Source organism: Streptomyces sp. NEAU-sy36, assembly GCF_013423905.1.
Lineage (GTDB): Bacteria > Actinomycetota > Actinomycetes > Streptomycetales > Streptomycetaceae > Streptomyces > Streptomyces misionensis.
The window spans coordinates 6,631,082-6,645,799 of record NZ_CP058977.1 but is presented as its reverse complement, the minus strand read 5'-3'; the positions used below and the strand labels follow the sequence as shown (position 1 = coordinate 6,645,799).

General features: G+C 72.2%; 13 protein-coding genes. 10 read left to right on the top strand and 3 right to left on the bottom strand.

Annotated elements, in window-relative coordinates:
* The first annotated feature begins 88 nt into the window (after positions 1 to 88).
* The 6 genes from dxr to HZZ00_RS28810 all read left to right on the top strand — a co-directional run bounded on the left by dxr (position 89) and on the right by HZZ00_RS28810 (position 7,291).
* A complete protein-coding gene (gene dxr / locus HZZ00_RS28835) occupies positions 89 to 1,360 on the top strand; it encodes a 1-deoxy-D-xylulose-5-phosphate reductoisomerase (protein WP_180329171.1) in 1,272 nt (423 codons plus the stop codon).
* On the top strand, positions 1,357 to 2,661 hold the full coding sequence (locus tag HZZ00_RS28830; protein WP_180329170.1) for an RIP metalloprotease: 1,305 nt from the start codon (positions 1,357 to 1,359) through the stop codon (positions 2,659 to 2,661). Before dxr ends, HZZ00_RS28830 begins: the two co-directional genes overlap by 4 nt.
* 172 nt (positions 2,662 to 2,833) lie before the next feature.
* Positions 2,834 to 3,991: a flavodoxin-dependent (E)-4-hydroxy-3-methylbut-2-enyl-diphosphate synthase gene (ispG, locus tag HZZ00_RS28825; protein ID WP_070022187.1), complete on the top strand. Its 1,158-nt coding sequence runs from the start codon at positions 2,834 to 2,836 to the stop codon at positions 3,989 to 3,991.
* Between the two features lie 123 nt (positions 3,992 to 4,114).
* Entirely contained in the window at positions 4,115 to 4,963 is an 849-nt protein-coding gene (locus HZZ00_RS28820) for a GNAT family N-acetyltransferase (RefSeq protein ID WP_074993577.1), read from the top strand.
* Positions 4,964 to 4,982: 19 nt separating this feature from the next.
* Positions 4,983 to 5,513: a GNAT family N-acetyltransferase gene (locus HZZ00_RS28815; RefSeq protein WP_070022182.1), complete on the top strand. Its 531-nt coding sequence runs from the start codon at positions 4,983 to 4,985 to the stop codon at positions 5,511 to 5,513.
* A 74-nt stretch (positions 5,514 to 5,587) separates the two neighbouring features.
* Entirely contained in the window at positions 5,588 to 7,291 is a 1,704-nt protein-coding gene (locus HZZ00_RS28810; RefSeq protein ID WP_180329169.1) for a proline--tRNA ligase, read from the top strand.
* Between the two features lie 80 nt (positions 7,292 to 7,371).
* Here HZZ00_RS28810 and HZZ00_RS28805 read toward each other — a convergent pair whose 3' ends face one another.
* From HZZ00_RS28805 to HZZ00_RS28795, 3 genes are read right to left on the bottom strand one after another with little or no spacing between them, the layout of a single operon-like run.
* A complete protein-coding gene (locus HZZ00_RS28805; RefSeq protein ID WP_180329168.1) occupies positions 7,372 to 8,280 on the bottom strand; it encodes an aminoglycoside phosphotransferase family protein in 909 nt (302 codons plus the stop codon).
* A gap of 34 nt (positions 8,281 to 8,314) precedes the next feature.
* On the bottom strand, positions 8,315 to 8,809 hold the full coding sequence (locus tag HZZ00_RS28800; RefSeq protein WP_180329167.1) for a ferritin-like domain-containing protein: 495 nt from the start codon (positions 8,807 to 8,809) through the stop codon (positions 8,315 to 8,317).
* Entirely contained in the window at positions 8,806 to 9,327 is a 522-nt protein-coding gene (locus HZZ00_RS28795) for a hypothetical protein (protein WP_180329166.1), read from the bottom strand. The genes HZZ00_RS28800 and HZZ00_RS28795 overlap by 4 nt, the downstream gene beginning before the upstream one ends.
* 272 nt (positions 9,328 to 9,599) lie before the next feature.
* Here HZZ00_RS28795 and rimP point away from each other — a divergent pair, with 272 nt between their 5' ends.
* The 4 genes from rimP to infB all read left to right on the top strand — a co-directional run bounded on the left by rimP (position 9,600) and on the right by infB (position 14,689).
* Positions 9,600 to 10,109, top strand: coding sequence for a ribosome maturation factor RimP (gene rimP, locus HZZ00_RS28790; RefSeq protein ID WP_180329165.1), 510 nt, complete (start codon positions 9,600 to 9,602; stop codon positions 10,107 to 10,109).
* Positions 10,110 to 10,111: 2 nt separating this feature from the next.
* On the top strand, positions 10,112 to 11,098 hold the full coding sequence (gene nusA / locus HZZ00_RS28785; RefSeq protein ID WP_180329164.1) for a transcription termination factor NusA: 987 nt from the start codon (positions 10,112 to 10,114) through the stop codon (positions 11,096 to 11,098).
* Between the two features lie 135 nt (positions 11,099 to 11,233).
* Positions 11,234 to 11,530: a YlxR family protein gene (locus tag HZZ00_RS28780; protein ID WP_071828835.1), complete on the top strand. Its 297-nt coding sequence runs from the start codon at positions 11,234 to 11,236 to the stop codon at positions 11,528 to 11,530.
* A 144-nt stretch (positions 11,531 to 11,674) separates the two neighbouring features.
* The gene (gene infB / locus HZZ00_RS28775) at positions 11,675 to 14,689 is read left to right on the top strand and encodes a translation initiation factor IF-2 (protein ID WP_180329163.1); all 3,015 of its coding nucleotides are present in this window, start codon (positions 11,675 to 11,677) and stop codon (positions 14,687 to 14,689) included.
* The last annotated feature ends 29 nt before the right edge of the window (positions 14,690 to 14,718 follow it).

Sequence of the window (14,718 nt, the reverse complement as noted above, 5' to 3'; positions counted from 1 at the left end):
ATGACATTCACGCCTACTTCACATTCGGACACACCGCTCCGGGGGACACCCTGTCCTGACCGTCACCGCTTGCGGCCACAATGGGGGGATGACCGACAGCCCCGCCCATCCGGCACCCCTCGCCGACCCCCACCTCGTCTACGACCCCCTCGCGGGCGACGGCCCCAAGGACGTGGTGGTCCTCGGCTCCACCGGATCCATCGGCACCCAGGCCATCGACCTCGTGCTGCGCAATCCGGACCGCTTCCGCGTCACCGCGCTGTCCGCCAACGGCGGCCGGATCTCCCTCCTCGCCGAGCAGGCGCGCCGGCTGCGGGTGCGCACCGTCGCGGTCGCCCGCGAGGACGCCGTACCCGCCCTGCGCGAGGCGCTCGCCGCGGAGTACGGCCCCGGCGAGCCGCTGCCCGAGGTCCTCGCGGGGCCGGAGGCGGCCACCCAGGTCGCCGCCTCCGACTGCCACACCGTGCTGAACGGCATCACCGGTTCCATCGGCCTCGCGCCCACCCTCGCCGCCCTGGAGGCGGGCCGCACCCTGGCGCTCGCCAACAAGGAGTCGCTGATCGTCGGCGGTCCGCTGGTCAAGGCGCTGGCCAAGCCCGGGCAGATCATCCCCGTCGACTCCGAGCACGCCGCCCTCTTCCAGGCGCTCGCCTGCGGCACCCGAGCCGATGTGCGCAAGCTGGTCGTCACCGCCTCCGGCGGCCCCTTCCGCGGGCGCACCAAGGCGGACCTGGCCGACGTCACCGTGCAGGACGCCCTCGCCCACCCCACCTGGGCGATGGGCCCGGTGATCACCGTCAACTCCGCGACCCTGGTCAACAAGGGCCTGGAGGTCATCGAGGCGCACCTGCTGTACGACATCCCCTTCGAGCGCATCGAGGTGGTCGTGCACCCGCAGTCGTACGTCCATTCGATGGTCGAGTTCACCGACGGCTCCACGCTCGCCCAGGCGACGCCGCCGGACATGCGCGGGCCGATCGCCATCGGGCTCGGCTGGCCCGAACGGGTCCCGGACGCGGCGCCCGCCTTCGACTGGAGCAAGGCCTCCACCTGGGAGTTCTTCCCGCTGGACAACGAGGCCTTCCCCTCGGTGGATCTCGCCCGTCACGTCGGACGGCTCGCGGGGACGGCGCCGGCGGTGTTCAATGCGGCCAACGAGGAGTGCGTCGGGGCGTTCCTGAACGGCGCGCTGCCCTTCAACGGGATCATGGAGACCGTCACCCGGGTCGTCGAGGAACACGGCACCCCGGCCGCGGGAACTTCGCTCACGGTGTCGGACGTCCTCGAAGCGGAGACCTGGGCGCGTGCCCGGGCCCGTGAGATCACAGCCACGACGGCGACCGCGGAGGCGCGTGCATGACGACCTTGATGTTCATCCTCGGCATAGTGGTCTTCGCGCTCGGCCTGCTCGTCTCGATCGCGTGGCACGAGCTGGGGCACCTGTCCACGGCCAAGCTCTTCGGCATCCGCGTCCCGCAGTACATGGTCGGCTTCGGCCCGACCGTCTGGTCGCGCAAGAAGGGCGACACCGAGTACGGCATCAAGGCCATCCCGCTGGGCGGCTACATCCGCATGATCGGCATGTTCCCGCCGGACAACGCCGGCCGGATCTCCGCCCGCTCCACCTCGCCGTGGCGCGGGATGATCGAGGATGCCCGCTCGGCGGCCTACGAGGAGCTCCAGCCGGGCGACGAGACCCGCATGTTCTACACCCGCAAGCCGTGGAAGCGGGTCATCGTCATGTTCGCGGGCCCGTTCATGAACCTGGTCCTCGCGGTCGGCCTGTTCTTCACGGTCCTGATGGGCTTCGGCATCCAGCAGCAGACCACCACCGTCTCGTCCGTATCGCCCTGCGTCATCGCGCAGAGCGAGAACCGCGACACCTGCAAGAAGACCGACCCGGCCTCCCCGGCCGCGGCCGCCGGCATTCAGAAGCGCGACCGGATCGTCTCCTTCGCGGGCACGCCCACCAAGGACTGGAACACCCTTTCCGACCTGATCCGCGACAGCGCCGGCAAGAACGTGCCGATCGTCGTGGAGCGCGACGGCAGGCAGCTCACCCTGCACGCCAAGATCGCCACCAACATGGTCGCCCAGAAGGACTCCAGCGGCACCTACGTGCAGGGCAAGTACGTCAAGGCCGGGTTCCTCGGCTTCAGCTCCGCCACCGGCGTGCAGAAGCTGGGCTTCGGCGACTCCGTGACCTGGATGACCGACCGCGTCGGTGACGCCGTCGACTCCCTGGCCGCGCTGCCCGGCAAGATCCCGGCCCTGTGGAACGCCGCCTTCGGCGACGGGCCGCGCCAGCCCGACTCCCCGGTCGGCATCGTCGGCGCGGCCCGCATCACCGGCGACATCGCCACCCTGCACATCCCCGCCTCCCAGCAGGTGGCGATGTTCGTGATGCTGCTCGCCGGCTTCAATCTCTCGCTGTTCCTGTTCAACATGCTCCCGCTGCTCCCGCTCGACGGCGGCCACATCGCCGGCGCCCTGTGGGAGGCCCTGCGCCGCAACCTGGCCAGGGTGCTGCGCCGCCCGGACCCCGGCCCGTTCGACGTGGCCAAGCTGATGCCGGTGGCGTACGTGGTGGCCGGGATCTTCGTCTGCTTCACCGTCCTGGTGCTCATCGCGGACGTCGTCAACCCGGTGAAGATCTCCTAGCCACCGGAAGCCGAGGCGGCCCGGGACGCGGGGACGTTCCGGGCCGCATTCCAACGAGTGGGTTTCGCGGGTGGGATGTGCCGGGGCGTACGCCGGTGCCGTAATCTCGGATCTCGGAGCCCGCCGTATCACGGGACCGGACCTTGATCCACGACTTGGGGTTGCACAGCAGATGACTGCGATTTCTCTCGGCATGCCGTCCGTTCCGACCAAGCTCGCCGAGCGCCGCAAGAGCCGGCAGATCCAGGTCGGAAGCGTGCCGGTCGGCGGAGACGCACCCGTCTCGGTCCAGTCGATGACCACCACCCGCACGTCCGACGTCGGCGCCACCCTCCAGCAGATCGCCGAGCTGACCGCGTCCGGCTGCCAGATCGTCCGGGTCGCCTGCCCCACCCAGGACGACGCCGACGCGCTCCCGACCATCGCGCGCAAGTCGCAGATCCCGGTGATCGCGGACATCCACTTCCAGCCCAAGTACGTCTTCGCCGCCATCGAGGCCGGCTGCGCCGCGGTCCGGGTCAACCCGGGCAACATCAAGAAGTTCGACGACCAGGTCAAGGAGATCGCCCAGGCCGCCAAGGACCACGGCACCCCGATCCGCATCGGTGTGAACGCCGGCTCCCTGGACAAGCGACTGCTCCAGAAGTACGGCAAGGCCACGCCGGAGGCGCTGGTCGAGTCCGCGCTGTGGGAGGCGTCCCTCTTCGAGGAGCACGACTTCCGCGACATCAAGATCTCCGTCAAGCACAACGACCCGGTCGTGATGATCGAGGCCTACCGGCAGCTCGCCGAGCAGTGCGACTACCCCCTCCACCTCGGCGTCACCGAGGCCGGCCCCGCCTTCCAGGGCACCATCAAGTCGGCCGTCGCCTTCGGCGCCCTCCTCTCCCAGGGCATCGGCGACACCATCCGCGTCTCGCTGTCCGCGCCCCCGGTGGAGGAGGTCAAGGTCGGCATCCAGATCCTGGAGTCCCTGAACCTGCGCCAGCGCGGCCTGGAGATCGTCTCCTGCCCGTCCTGCGGCCGCGCCCAGGTCGACGTCTACAAGCTCGCCGAAGAGGTCACCGCCGGCCTGACCGGCATGGAGGTCCCGCTCCGCGTCGCCGTCATGGGCTGCGTCGTCAACGGCCCCGGCGAGGCCCGCGAGGCCGACCTCGGCGTCGCCTCCGGCAACGGCAAGGGCCAGATCTTCGTCAAGGGCGAGGTCATCAAGACCGTGCCCGAGTCCAAGATCGTGGAGACCCTCATCGAGGAGGCCATGAAGCTGGCCGAGAAGATGCAGGACGAGGGCGTGGCGTCCGGCGAGCCGTCGGTGTCGGTCGCGGGCTGAACCCCGCGTCCCGGCCCGCACCCGCGGGCCGGAAGCCGGCTTCCCGGACCGGGGGACGCACCGCACAGCCCGCGCGGTTATAGTGCGGAGATCAGCAGAACCCCCAGGGTGAGGCCCCCGCACGTGTTGACCCAGACCACCTCACGGGTGCTCGATCCGAGCGACCTCGACGCCGCGCTCGCCGTTCTCGACCGCGAGCCGGTCGCGAACGCCTTCGTGACCGCGCGCGTCCGGGTCGCCGGGCTCGACCCCTGGCGCCTCGGCGGCGAGATGTGGGGCTGGTACGAGGACGGCATGCTGACGTCCCTGTGCTACGCGGGCGCCAACCTGGTCCCCATCTGCGCCACCCCGCGCGCCGTGCGCGCCTTCGCCGAGCGCGCCCGGCGGTCCGGCCGGCGCTGCTCCTCCATCGTCGGCCCGGCGGACGCCACCGCCGAACTCTGGCACCTGCTGGAGCCGCACTGGGGCCCGGCCCGCGAGGTCAGGTCCCGCCAGCCGCTGATGGTCACCGACCACATGCCCGACACCGTCGCCCCGGACCCCTACGTCCGCCGCGTCCGCAAGGACGAGATGGAGACGATCATGCCGGCGTGCGTGGCGATGTTCACCGAGGAGGTCGGCGTCTCCCCGCTGGCCGGCGACGGCGGACTGCTCTACCAGGCCCGGGTCGCCGAACTCGTCGGCTCCGGGCGCTCCTTCGCCCGCCTGGACAAGGACGGCAAGGTCCTCTTCAAGGCCGAGATCGGCGCGGCGACCCCCCAGGCCTGCCAGATCCAGGGCGTGTGGGTGGCCCCCGAGCACCGCGGCAAGGGCCTCGCCGCCCCCGCCATGGCCGCGGTCCTGCGCTACGCCCTGGCCGACGTGGCCCCCGTGGTCAGCCTCTACGTCAACGACTTCAACACCGCCGCGCGCCGCACCTACCGCAAGGTGGGATTCCAGGAGATAGGCGCCTTCATGAGTGTGCTCTTCTGAACCCCGGTACCCTCCCCGCATGGATCTCACGATCGCCCCCCTGGACCTGTCGGCCCGCGTGGACGAGGCACTGGCGGTCCAAGCGGTGGCGTTCGGCCTCGGCCCGGACGAAGTCGCCGTACGCCGTCAGATCGTCCAGCGCCACATGCAGTTCCCGGGCGCCCGCGCCCTCGGCGCGACCGCCGGGGGGCGCCTCGTCGGCTTCGTCTACGGCATGCCGAACTCCCGCACCCACTGGTGGTCGACCGTCGTCGAGCCGTATCTGCGCGCGGCCGGCAACGACTTCTGGCTGGACGACTCCTTCGTGATCACCGAGCTGCACGTCCTGCCCGGCCACCAGAACCGGGGCATCGGCCGCAGGCTGATCACCACCATCACGGACTCCGCCACCGAACCCCGCTCGATCCTCTCCGCGATCGACACCGACAGCCCCGCCCGCGGCCTCTACCACTCCCTCGGCTACGTCGACCTCGCCCGCCAGGTGCACTTCCCGAGCGCGCCGCGCCCGTACGCCGTGATGGGCGCCCCCCTGCCGCTCCGCAGGCGATAACCGATTTCCGCCCTCGCGGCACGCCCGGCTAACCTCCTATGCCATCACCCATATCTGGCAGGAGTACGAGAACCATGGCCAACGCACCGGTCCAGCGCATGTCCCAGTTGATGGCGAAGACGCTGCGCGACGACCCGGCGGACGCCGAGGTCCTCAGCCACAAGCTCCTCGTCCGCGCCGGTTACGTCCGCCGCACCGCCGCCGGCATCTGGTCCTGGCTGCCGCTGGGCAAGAAGGTCCTCGCCAACGTGGAGCGGGTCGTGCGCGAGGAGATGGACGCCATCGGCGCCCAGGAGGTGCTGCTCCCCGCGCTGCTGCCCCGCGAGCCGTACGACGCCACCGGCCGCTGGGACGAGTACGGCCAGGAGCTGTTCCGGCTCAAGGACCGCAAGGGCGGCGACTACCTCCTCGGCCCCACCCACGAGGAGATCTTCACCCTCCTGGTCAAGGACCAGTGCACGTCCTACAAGGACCTGCCGGTGATCCTCTACCAGATCCAGACCAAGTTCCGCGACGAGGCCCGCCCCCGCGCCGGCATCCTGCGCGGCCGCGAGTTCCTGATGAAGGACTCGTACTCCTTCGACCTCGCCGACGAGGGCCTCGACCAGTCCTACGCCCTGCACCGCCAGGCCTACCAGCGCGTCTTCGCGCGCCTCGGCCTCGACTACCGCATCGTCGCGGCCACCGCCGGCGCCATGGGCGGCTCCAAGTCGGAGGAGTTCCTGGCCCCCGCCGAGGCCGGCGAGGACACCTTCGCGGACTGCCCGAACTGCGACTTCGCCGCCAACACCGAGGCGATCACCTACACCCTCCAGCCGGTCGACGGCTCGGCCGTGCCCGCACTGGAGGAGATCCCCACTCCCGACACCCCGACCATCGAGACCCTGGCCGCCTCGCTCGGCGTCCCGGCCTCCGCCACCCTGAAGAACCTGCTGGTCAAGGTGGACGGCGAGATCGTCGCCGTGGGCGTGCCCGGGGACCGCGAGGTCGACATGGGCAAGGTCGAGGCGCACTTCGCCCCGGCCGCCGTCGAGATGGTCACCGAGTCGGACTTCGCCGGCCGCCCCGACCTCGTGCGCGGCTACGTCGGCCCGCAGGGCCTCGGCGAGAAGGTCACCTACATCGCCGACCCGCGGGTGGCCCCCGGCACCGCCTGGATCACCGGCGCCAACAAGGAGAACACGCACGCCAGGAACGTCGTCGCCGGCCGTGACTTCGAGGTCGACGCCTACGTGGACGTCGTGGTGGTCCAGGAGGGCGACCCCTGCCCGAAGTGCGGCACCGGACTGAAGCTGGACCGCGCCATCGAGATCGGCCACATCTTCCAGCTGGGCCGCAAGTACGCCGACGCCCTCAAGCTCGACGTGCTCGGCCAGAACGGCAAGCCGGTCCGCGTCACCATGGGCTCCTACGGCATCGGCGTCTCCCGCGCCGTCGCCGCGCTCGCCGAGCAGACCGCCGACGAGCAGGGCCTGTGCTGGCCCAAGGAGATCGCCCCGGCCGACGTCCACGTGGTCGCCGCCGGCAAGGCCCTGCAGACCGAGCTGGCCCTCGACGTCGCAGAGAAGCTGGCCGCCGCGGGCGTGCGCGTCCTGGTGGACGACCGCGCCGGCGTCTCCCCGGGCGTCAAGTTCACCGACGCCGAGCTGATCGGCGTGCCGCAGATTCTCGTCGCCGGCCGCCGCTCGGCCGAGGGCGTCCTGGAGCTGAAGGACCGCAAGACCGGCGAGCGCGAGGAGCTGTCGGTCGAGGACGCGATCGCGCGTCTCACGGCCTGACACCGGACGAGGGTCCCCGCCGCCCAAGCGGCGCGGGGACCCTTCGTGCACCCCGCGGACCGCTCACCGCGCGGTGACGCCTACAGCCACCCGGCGAACTCCAGCAGCAGTTCGCCGTCCTGCGGCCGTCCCACGCGCAGCGCCCGCACCCCGGACTCCACCGCCCGGAACAGCGTCCAGCCGCGCAGCCGCTCCTGGTCCACCTCCAGTGACTCCGCGAGCCGCTTGATCCGCCGCCGGGTGATGGACGCCCCCGAGGGCGAGGCGATCAGGTCCTCCACCCGGTCCCGCACCAGCCGCGCCAGGTCGAAGGCGTGCTCGCCGACCACCGGATCGGGTCCCACCGCGAGCCACGGCATCCGGTCACCGGCGAGCACCTTGCTCTGCCGGAACGTGCCGTGCAGCAGCCGCTGCTCGGGCGGATCCGCCAGCAGCTCCTCGCGCGCCGACAGCGCCGCGTCGACCAGCGGGGCCAGCTCCGGCTCCCGCTCCGCGTCCGCGGACATCGCCGCCGCCTGCCGCCCGGTGCGCTCCGCCACGGTCTCGAAGGCGTGGCCCGCGGGCGGCGTCACCCACAGCCGGCGCAGCGTGCCCGCCGCCTCCAGCAGGGCCTTCGCCTCCGGCAGCGACCGCACCGAGACGTCCGGGTGCAGCCGTTCGAGCAGCAGCGCCCCCTGGGCGGCGTCCTGCGCGTCCGCCGACAGCAGCAGCACGGCGCCCAGGCCGCCCCAGTGCGCCAGCGCCGCCCGCTCGCTCTCCGGCCGGGCCCGCGGCGGGGCCAGTTTCAGCACGCCCGGCGTGCCGTCCGGCAGCCGTACCAGCAGCACCAGACTGCTGCGGCCGCCCGGCACCTGCACCCGCTCGACGGTCAACTCCCGCCGCGCCACGGCCCGCTCGGCCGCCTCGGGCAGCCCGGCCAGCCAGTCGTCCCCGGCCGGTGCCGTCTCCCCGAGCGCCCGCACCAGGCGCCGCGGCGGTTCGAAAGCCATGTGCGAGCCGTTCCCTTCCTCGTGGATCCTGTGGTCAGCGGGTCGCCGTGGCGGACCCCGACGGCGTCGTACCCGCCGCCCCGGTGCCCTCGCCCGCCCGCTCGGCGAGACCCGGGAAGGCTACGCCGTGCCCGCTCCAGCCCACCGCCCGCACCGCCGCCTCCCGCAGTGACGCCGCGGCCGAGGCGCGCCGCGTCCCGGTCGCCGCCCGCACCAGGTCGGCGTAGACCCCGGCCACCCGGTCCTCCAGCCGGGCGGCGAGCCGCACCGCGTCGGCGGAGTCGCGCACCGGGAACGGCAGCGCGTAGGCGGCGCTCGCCGCCACCGGCCTGCCGCCCAGGTCCCGTACCTCGCGCGCCAGCGCGTCCCGGCGCGCCCGGTGGGCGTCGTACGCGGCCTTCGCCGTGGCGCGGCGCCGGTCGTCGATCCGGCCGCCGACCACGCCGTACCCGTACACCGCCGCGTGCTCCGCCGCCAACGCGGCCTGCAACGCCGTCAGTTCGGCCGGCCGTCCGGACTCGTCGCTCACTTGGTTCCCCCCGTCGTCAGCAGGTACGCGTGCGCGGCCCCGGCCGCCGCCACCGAGGCCAGCAGCCGTGCCGGCTCGCCCGGTACGTCCAGCAGCTCCCGGGCCCGCCGGTCGGCGAGCGTCCGCTCGGCCGCGGCGAGCGAGGCCAGGGCGTCCTTCTCGGTCGCCGGCACGGAGGGCGGGGTGGCGGAGGGGGAGGGGGAGGCGGAACCCGACGCGGTCGCCGTGGAGGTCGTGCCCTGCGTGAACGCGGCGACGTGCGCCGCGACCTCGGTGCGCAGCGGGTGCAGCCGCTCCGTGAGACCCGGGAAGGCCGCGAGCACCGCGTCGTAGCGCGCAAGCAGCTCCCTGCTGTCCTCGGCCGCCCGGGCGCGGGCCCGGACGGTGGCCGAGGGGCCGGTGCCGCCGGAGTCCGCGCCGGCCGTGCAGCCGGCCAGCAGGGCGGCGCCGGCGGCCGAGGCGAGCAGGGTTCTTCGGCGCGGCCCCGAGGGGATGCGCGGTGGCGAGGGATACGGCACGGCAGACGTCCTCGGAGAACTCGTACGACAAGAAGAGCTACGACAACACGATGAGCGGCGACCGGCGGCACGCCCGTGATCACCGTACCCGCGCACCAGTCCGAACCCATTCACCGGCACCGTCCGCCACCACCGGGGCTCACCCGTCCCGCCGCCCGCCGGCCGGACCGGGCCGTCCACAGGTGGACGGCAACACTCCCCGCGACCGGATACCCTTTGACCAGACACGCGACCCATCCCACAACAGCACACGCGGCCGAGGAGTCACCCGGATGAGCACCACCCAGAGCGAGAGGCTGCGAGAGCTGCTGGAACCGCTCGTCACCTCCCAGGGGCTGGATCTCGAAGAGATCGCCGTCGACTCCGTCGGACGCAAGCGGGTGCTGCGCGTGGTCGTCGACTCCGACTCCGGGGCGGACCTGGACGCGATCGCCGATGTGAGCCGTGCGCTCTCGGCGAAGCTGGACGAGACCAACGCGATGGGCGAGGACGCGTACGACCTGGAGGTCGGAACCCCCGGCGCGGAGCGCCCCCTCACCGAGCACCGGCACTTCGTGCGCGCCACCGACCGGCTCGTGAAGTTCCAGCTGACCGAGGGCGGCGAGCTGGTCGCCCGGATCCTGACCGTGGACGACGAGGGCCTCGACGTCGAGGTGCCCGGCGTCAAGGGCCGCAAGGCCACCCACCGCCGCCTCGCCTTCCCGGAGATCGAGAAGGCGCGCGTGCAGGTCGAGTTCAACCGCAAGGACAAGAAGGACAAGAAGGAAGAGGAGGAGGCGTAGCCGTGGACATCGACATGAGCGCCCTGCGGGGCTTGGTCAGGGAGAAGGAGATCTCCTTCGACCTGCTGGTCGAGGCGATCGAGTCGGCCCTCCTCATCGCCTACCACCGCACCGAGGGAAGCCGCCGACACGCGCGCGTGGAGCTCAACCGGGAGACCGGGCATGTGACCGTGTGGGCGAAGGAGGAGCCCGAGGACCTGGAAGAGGGGCAGGAGCCGCGCGAGTTCGACGACACCCCCTCGGGCTTCGGCCGGATCGCCGCCACCACCGCCAAGCAGGTGATCCTCCAGCGGCTGCGCGACGCGCAGGACGACGCGACGCTCGGCGAGTACGCGGGGCGCGAGGGCGACATCGTCACCGGCGTGGTCCAGCAGGGCCGCGACCCGAAGAACGTGCTGGTCGACATCGGCAAGCTGGAGGCCATCCTGCCGGTGCAGGAGCAGGTGCCCGGCGAGACCTACCCGCACGGCCAGCGGCTGCGCTCGTACGTCGTCCGGGTCGCCAAGGGCGTGCGCGGACCGTCCGTGACCCTCTCCCGCACCCACCCCAACCTGGTGAAGAAGCTCTTCGCCCTGGAGGTGCCGGAGATCGCCGACGGCTCGGTGGAGATCGCGGCCATCGCCCGCGAGGCCGGCCACCGCACCAAGATCGCCGTCCGCTCCACCCGCGCGGGCCTGAACGCCAAGGGCGCCTGCATCGGCCCCATGGGCGGCCGGGTGCGCAATGTGATGGGCGAGCTGAACGGCGAGAAGATCGACATCGTCGACTGGTCGGACGACCCGGCCGAGATGGTGGCGAACGCCCTGTCACCCGCTCGGGTGAGCAAGGTCGAGGTCGTCGACCTGGCCGCCCGCTCCGCCCGGGTGACCGTGCCGGACTACCAGCTGTCGCTGGCGATCGGCAAGGAGGGCCAGAACGCCCGCCTCGCCGCCCGGCTCACCGGCTGGCGCATCGACATCCGGCCCGACACCGAGCAGGCGGCGGAGTAGGGCACCGGAACCGGGCGGCGGCCGGAGCGGCCGCAGGGGAATAGATCCAGGCCGCGTGTGGCTTGGATTACGGACAACAGCCGTTCGATCTCTGCCCCGAAGGGGTGAGGTCGGTGCGGGGAGGTAGACTTAGCCGTGTCTGGCCGGACGCACGCCGGAGCATGCCCTGAACGCACCTGTGTGGGGTGCCGGGAGCGGGCGGCCAAGGACGATCTCCTGCGGATCGTGCGGAGCGAGGACGCATGCGTCCCCGATCCTCGCGGTACGCTGCCCGGCCGGGGTGCGTATCTGCACCCCGCCCTGGTCTGTCTCGACCAGGCGGTACGCCGCCGGGCGTTGCCGCGGGCACTGCGCGCCCCGGGAGCGCTCGACACAAAGGCGTTGCGCCGACACGTCGAGCAGGCAACAGTTGCCGAGCAGGCAACGCCGTAAGACATGCCGTACGGAAAACCGTGCGGTTTGGTACCTCGCGAGTCGAAAGCAGGTCGAGATTGCGATGAGCACTCGATGAGTACGCGATGAGTACGCCCATGAACTAGCGACGGTCCGGCTTCACCCGGACCTCAAAGGAGCGAAGTGGCTAAGGTCCGGGTCTACGAACTCGCCAAGGAGTTCGGTGTCGAGAGCAAGGTCGTCATGGCCAAGCTCCAGGAACTCGGTGAATTCGTCCGTTCGGCGTCTTCGACCATCGAAGCGCCGGTTGTACGCAAGCTGACCGACGCCTTCCAGGGTGGCAATGGCAAGTCCGCCAAGCCCGCCCCGCGCAAGGCTTCCCCCAAGCCCGCCGCGCCCTCCCCGGCGCAGGCGGCCCGTCCGGCTGCCCCGAAGCCGGCGCCGGCGGCTCCCAAGCCCGCGACGCCCGCCGCGCAGCAGCCGGCTGCCCCGTCGGCGCCCGCGCCGGCCCCGGGCCCGCGTCCCGTTCCGGGCCCGAAGCCCGCGCCGCGTCCGGCCCCGGCCGCCCCGGAGTTCACCGCTCCGCCGGCCCCGGCCGCCCAGACCCCGCAGGCCCCGGCCGCGCAGGGTCCGCGTCCCGGCGCCCGTCCCGGTGCCCCCAAGCCCGGCGCCCGCCCCGGCGGTCCCGGTCAGGGCCAGGGCCGTTCCGGCCAGGGCGCGCCGCGTCCCGGTGGCCAGGCCCCGCGTCCGGGTGCCCGTCCGTCCGGTCCGCGCCCGGGCAACAACCCCTTCACCTCCGGCGGCTCCACCGGCATGGCGCGCCCGCAGGCGCCCCGTCCGCAGGGCGGCCCGCGTCCCGGCGGCGCCCCCGGCGCCGGCCCCCGTCCGCAGGCGCCCGGCGCCCAGGGCGGCGGTCCGCGTCCGCAGGCTCCCGGCGGTCCGCGTCCGACTCCGGGCTCGATGCCCCGTCCGCAGGGCGGTCCCCGTCCCGGCGGTCCGCGTCCGAACCCCGGCATGATGCCGCAGCGTCCCGCTGCCGGCCCGCGTCCCGGCCCCGGCGGCCGTGGTCCGGCCGGTGCCGGTCGTCCCGGTGGCGGCGGCGGTGGCCGTCCCGGCTTCGCCGGTCGTCCCGGTGGCGGCGGCGGTGCCCGTCCGGGCGGCGGCGGCGGTTTCGCCGGTCGTCCCGGTGGCGGCGGCTTCGGCGGCGGCCCCGGTGGCGGCGGTCGCCCCGGCTTCGCTGGTCGTCCCGGCGGTCCCGGTGGCCGCGGTGGCACGCAGGGCGCCTTCGGCCGTCCCGGCGGTCCCGCGCGTCGCGGTCGCAAGTCGAAGCGGCAGCGTCGCCAGGAGTACGAGGCCATGCAGGCCCCGAGCGTCGGCGGCGTGATGCTGCCGCGCGGCAACGGCGAGACCATCCGTCTCTCCCGCGGCGCGTCGCTCACCGACTTCGCCGAGAAGATCAACGCCAACCCGGCGTCCCTCGTCGCGGTCATGATGAACCTCGGCGAGATGGTCACGGCCACGCAGTCCGTCTCCGACGAGACGCTGCAGCTCCTGGCCGACGAGATGAACTACAACGTCCAGATCGTCAGCCCCGAGGAGGAGGACCGCGAGCTGCTCGAGTCCTTCGACCTGGAGTTCGGCGAGGACGAGGGCACCGAGGAGGACCTGGTCGTCCGTCCGCCGGTCGTGACCGTCATGGGTCACGTCGACCACGGTAAGACCCGACTGCTCGACGCCATCCGCAAGACGAACGTCATCGCGGGCGAGGCCGGCGGCATCACCCAGCACATCGGTGCCTACCAGGTCGCGACCGAGGTCAACGGCGAGGACCGCGCGATCACCTTCATCGACACCCCGGGTCACGAGGCGTTCACCGCCATGCGTGCCCGCGGTGCGAAGTCGACGGACATCGCGATCCTGGTCGTCGCGGCCAACGACGGCGTCATGCCGCAGACGGTCGAGGCGCTCAACCACGCCAAGGCGGCCGACGTGCCGATCGTGGTCGCGGTCAACAAGATCGACGTCGAGGGCGCGGACCCGACCAAGGTGCGCGGTCAGCTGACCGAGTACGGCCTGGTGGCCGAGGAGTACGGCGGCGACACGATGTTCGTCGACATCTCCGCCAAGCAGGGTCTGCACATCGACTCGCTGCTGGAGGCCGTGATCCTCACGGCCGACGCCTCGCTCGACCTGCGGGCCAACCCGAACCAGGACGCGCAGGGCATCTCGATCGAGTCCCGCCTGGACCGCGGCCGCGGTGCGGTCGCCACGGTCCTGGTGCAGCGAGGCACGCTGCGGGTCGGCGACACCATGGTGGTCGGCGACGCGTACGGCCGTGTCCGCGCGATGCTGGACGACAGCGGCAACAACGTGGCCGAGGCGGGCCCCTCGACGCCGGTCCAGGTCCTGGGCCTGACCAACGTCCCGGGTGCCGGCGACAACTTCATCGTGGTGGACGAGGACCGTACGGCCCGTCAGATCGCGGAGAAGCGCGCCGCCCGCGAGCGCAACGCGGCCTTCGCCAAGCGCACGCGCCGTGTGTCCCTGGAGGACCTGGACAAGGTGCTCAAGGCCGGCGAGGTCCAGCAGCTGAACCTGATCATCAAGGGTGACGCTTCCGGTTCGGTCGAGGCCCTCGAGTCCTCGCTGCTCCAGCTGGACGTCGGCGAAGAGGTCGACATCCGCGTCCTGCACCGCGGCGTCGGTGCGGTCACGGAGTCCGACATCGACCTGGCCATGGGCTCCGACGCCATCGTCATCGGCTTCAACGTCCGTGCGGCCGGCCGTGCCGCGCAGATGGCCGAGCGCGAGGGCGTGGACGTCCGGTACTACTCGGTCATCTACCAGGCGATCGAGGAGATCGAGGCGGCCCTCAAGGGCATGCTCAAGCCGGAGTACGAAGAGGTCGAGCTCGGCACGGCGGAGATCCGCGAGGTCTTCAAGTCGTCCAAGCTGGGCAACATCGCCGGTGTCCTCATCCGGTCCGGCGAGGTCCGCCGCAACACCAAGGCCCGTCTCATCCGGGACGGCAAGGTGGTCGCGGAGAACCTCACCATCGAGGGCCTGCGTCGCTTCAAGGACGACGTCACCGAGATCCGCGAAGGCTTCGAGGGCGGTATCAACCTCGGCAACTTCAACGACATCAAGGTCGACGACGTCATCGCGACGTACGAGATGCGCGAGAAGCCGCGGGCGTAACAGCCACCGGTTGCCGCTGGCCGACGGGA

What these genes read in the sequence shown, in the direction of transcription:
- dxr (WP_180329171.1), top strand. Translation starts at nt 89, where the DNA reads ATGACCGACAGCCCCGCCCATCCGGCACCCCTCGCCGACCCCCACCTC.
- HZZ00_RS28830 (WP_180329170.1), top strand. Translation starts at nt 1,357, where the DNA reads ATGACGACCTTGATGTTCATCCTCGGCATAGTGGTCTTCGCGCTCGGC.
- ispG (WP_070022187.1), top strand. Translation starts at nt 2,834, where the DNA reads ATGACTGCGATTTCTCTCGGCATGCCGTCCGTTCCGACCAAGCTCGCC.
- HZZ00_RS28815 (WP_070022182.1), top strand. Translation starts at nt 4,983, where the DNA reads ATGGATCTCACGATCGCCCCCCTGGACCTGTCGGCCCGCGTGGACGAG.
- HZZ00_RS28810 (WP_180329169.1), top strand. Translation starts at nt 5,588, where the DNA reads ATGGCCAACGCACCGGTCCAGCGCATGTCCCAGTTGATGGCGAAGACG.
- HZZ00_RS28805 (WP_180329168.1), bottom strand. Translation starts at nt 8,280, where the DNA reads ATGGCTTTCGAACCGCCGCGGCGCCTGGTGCGGGCGCTCGGGGAGACG.
- rimP (WP_180329165.1), top strand. Translation starts at nt 9,600, where the DNA reads ATGAGCACCACCCAGAGCGAGAGGCTGCGAGAGCTGCTGGAACCGCTC.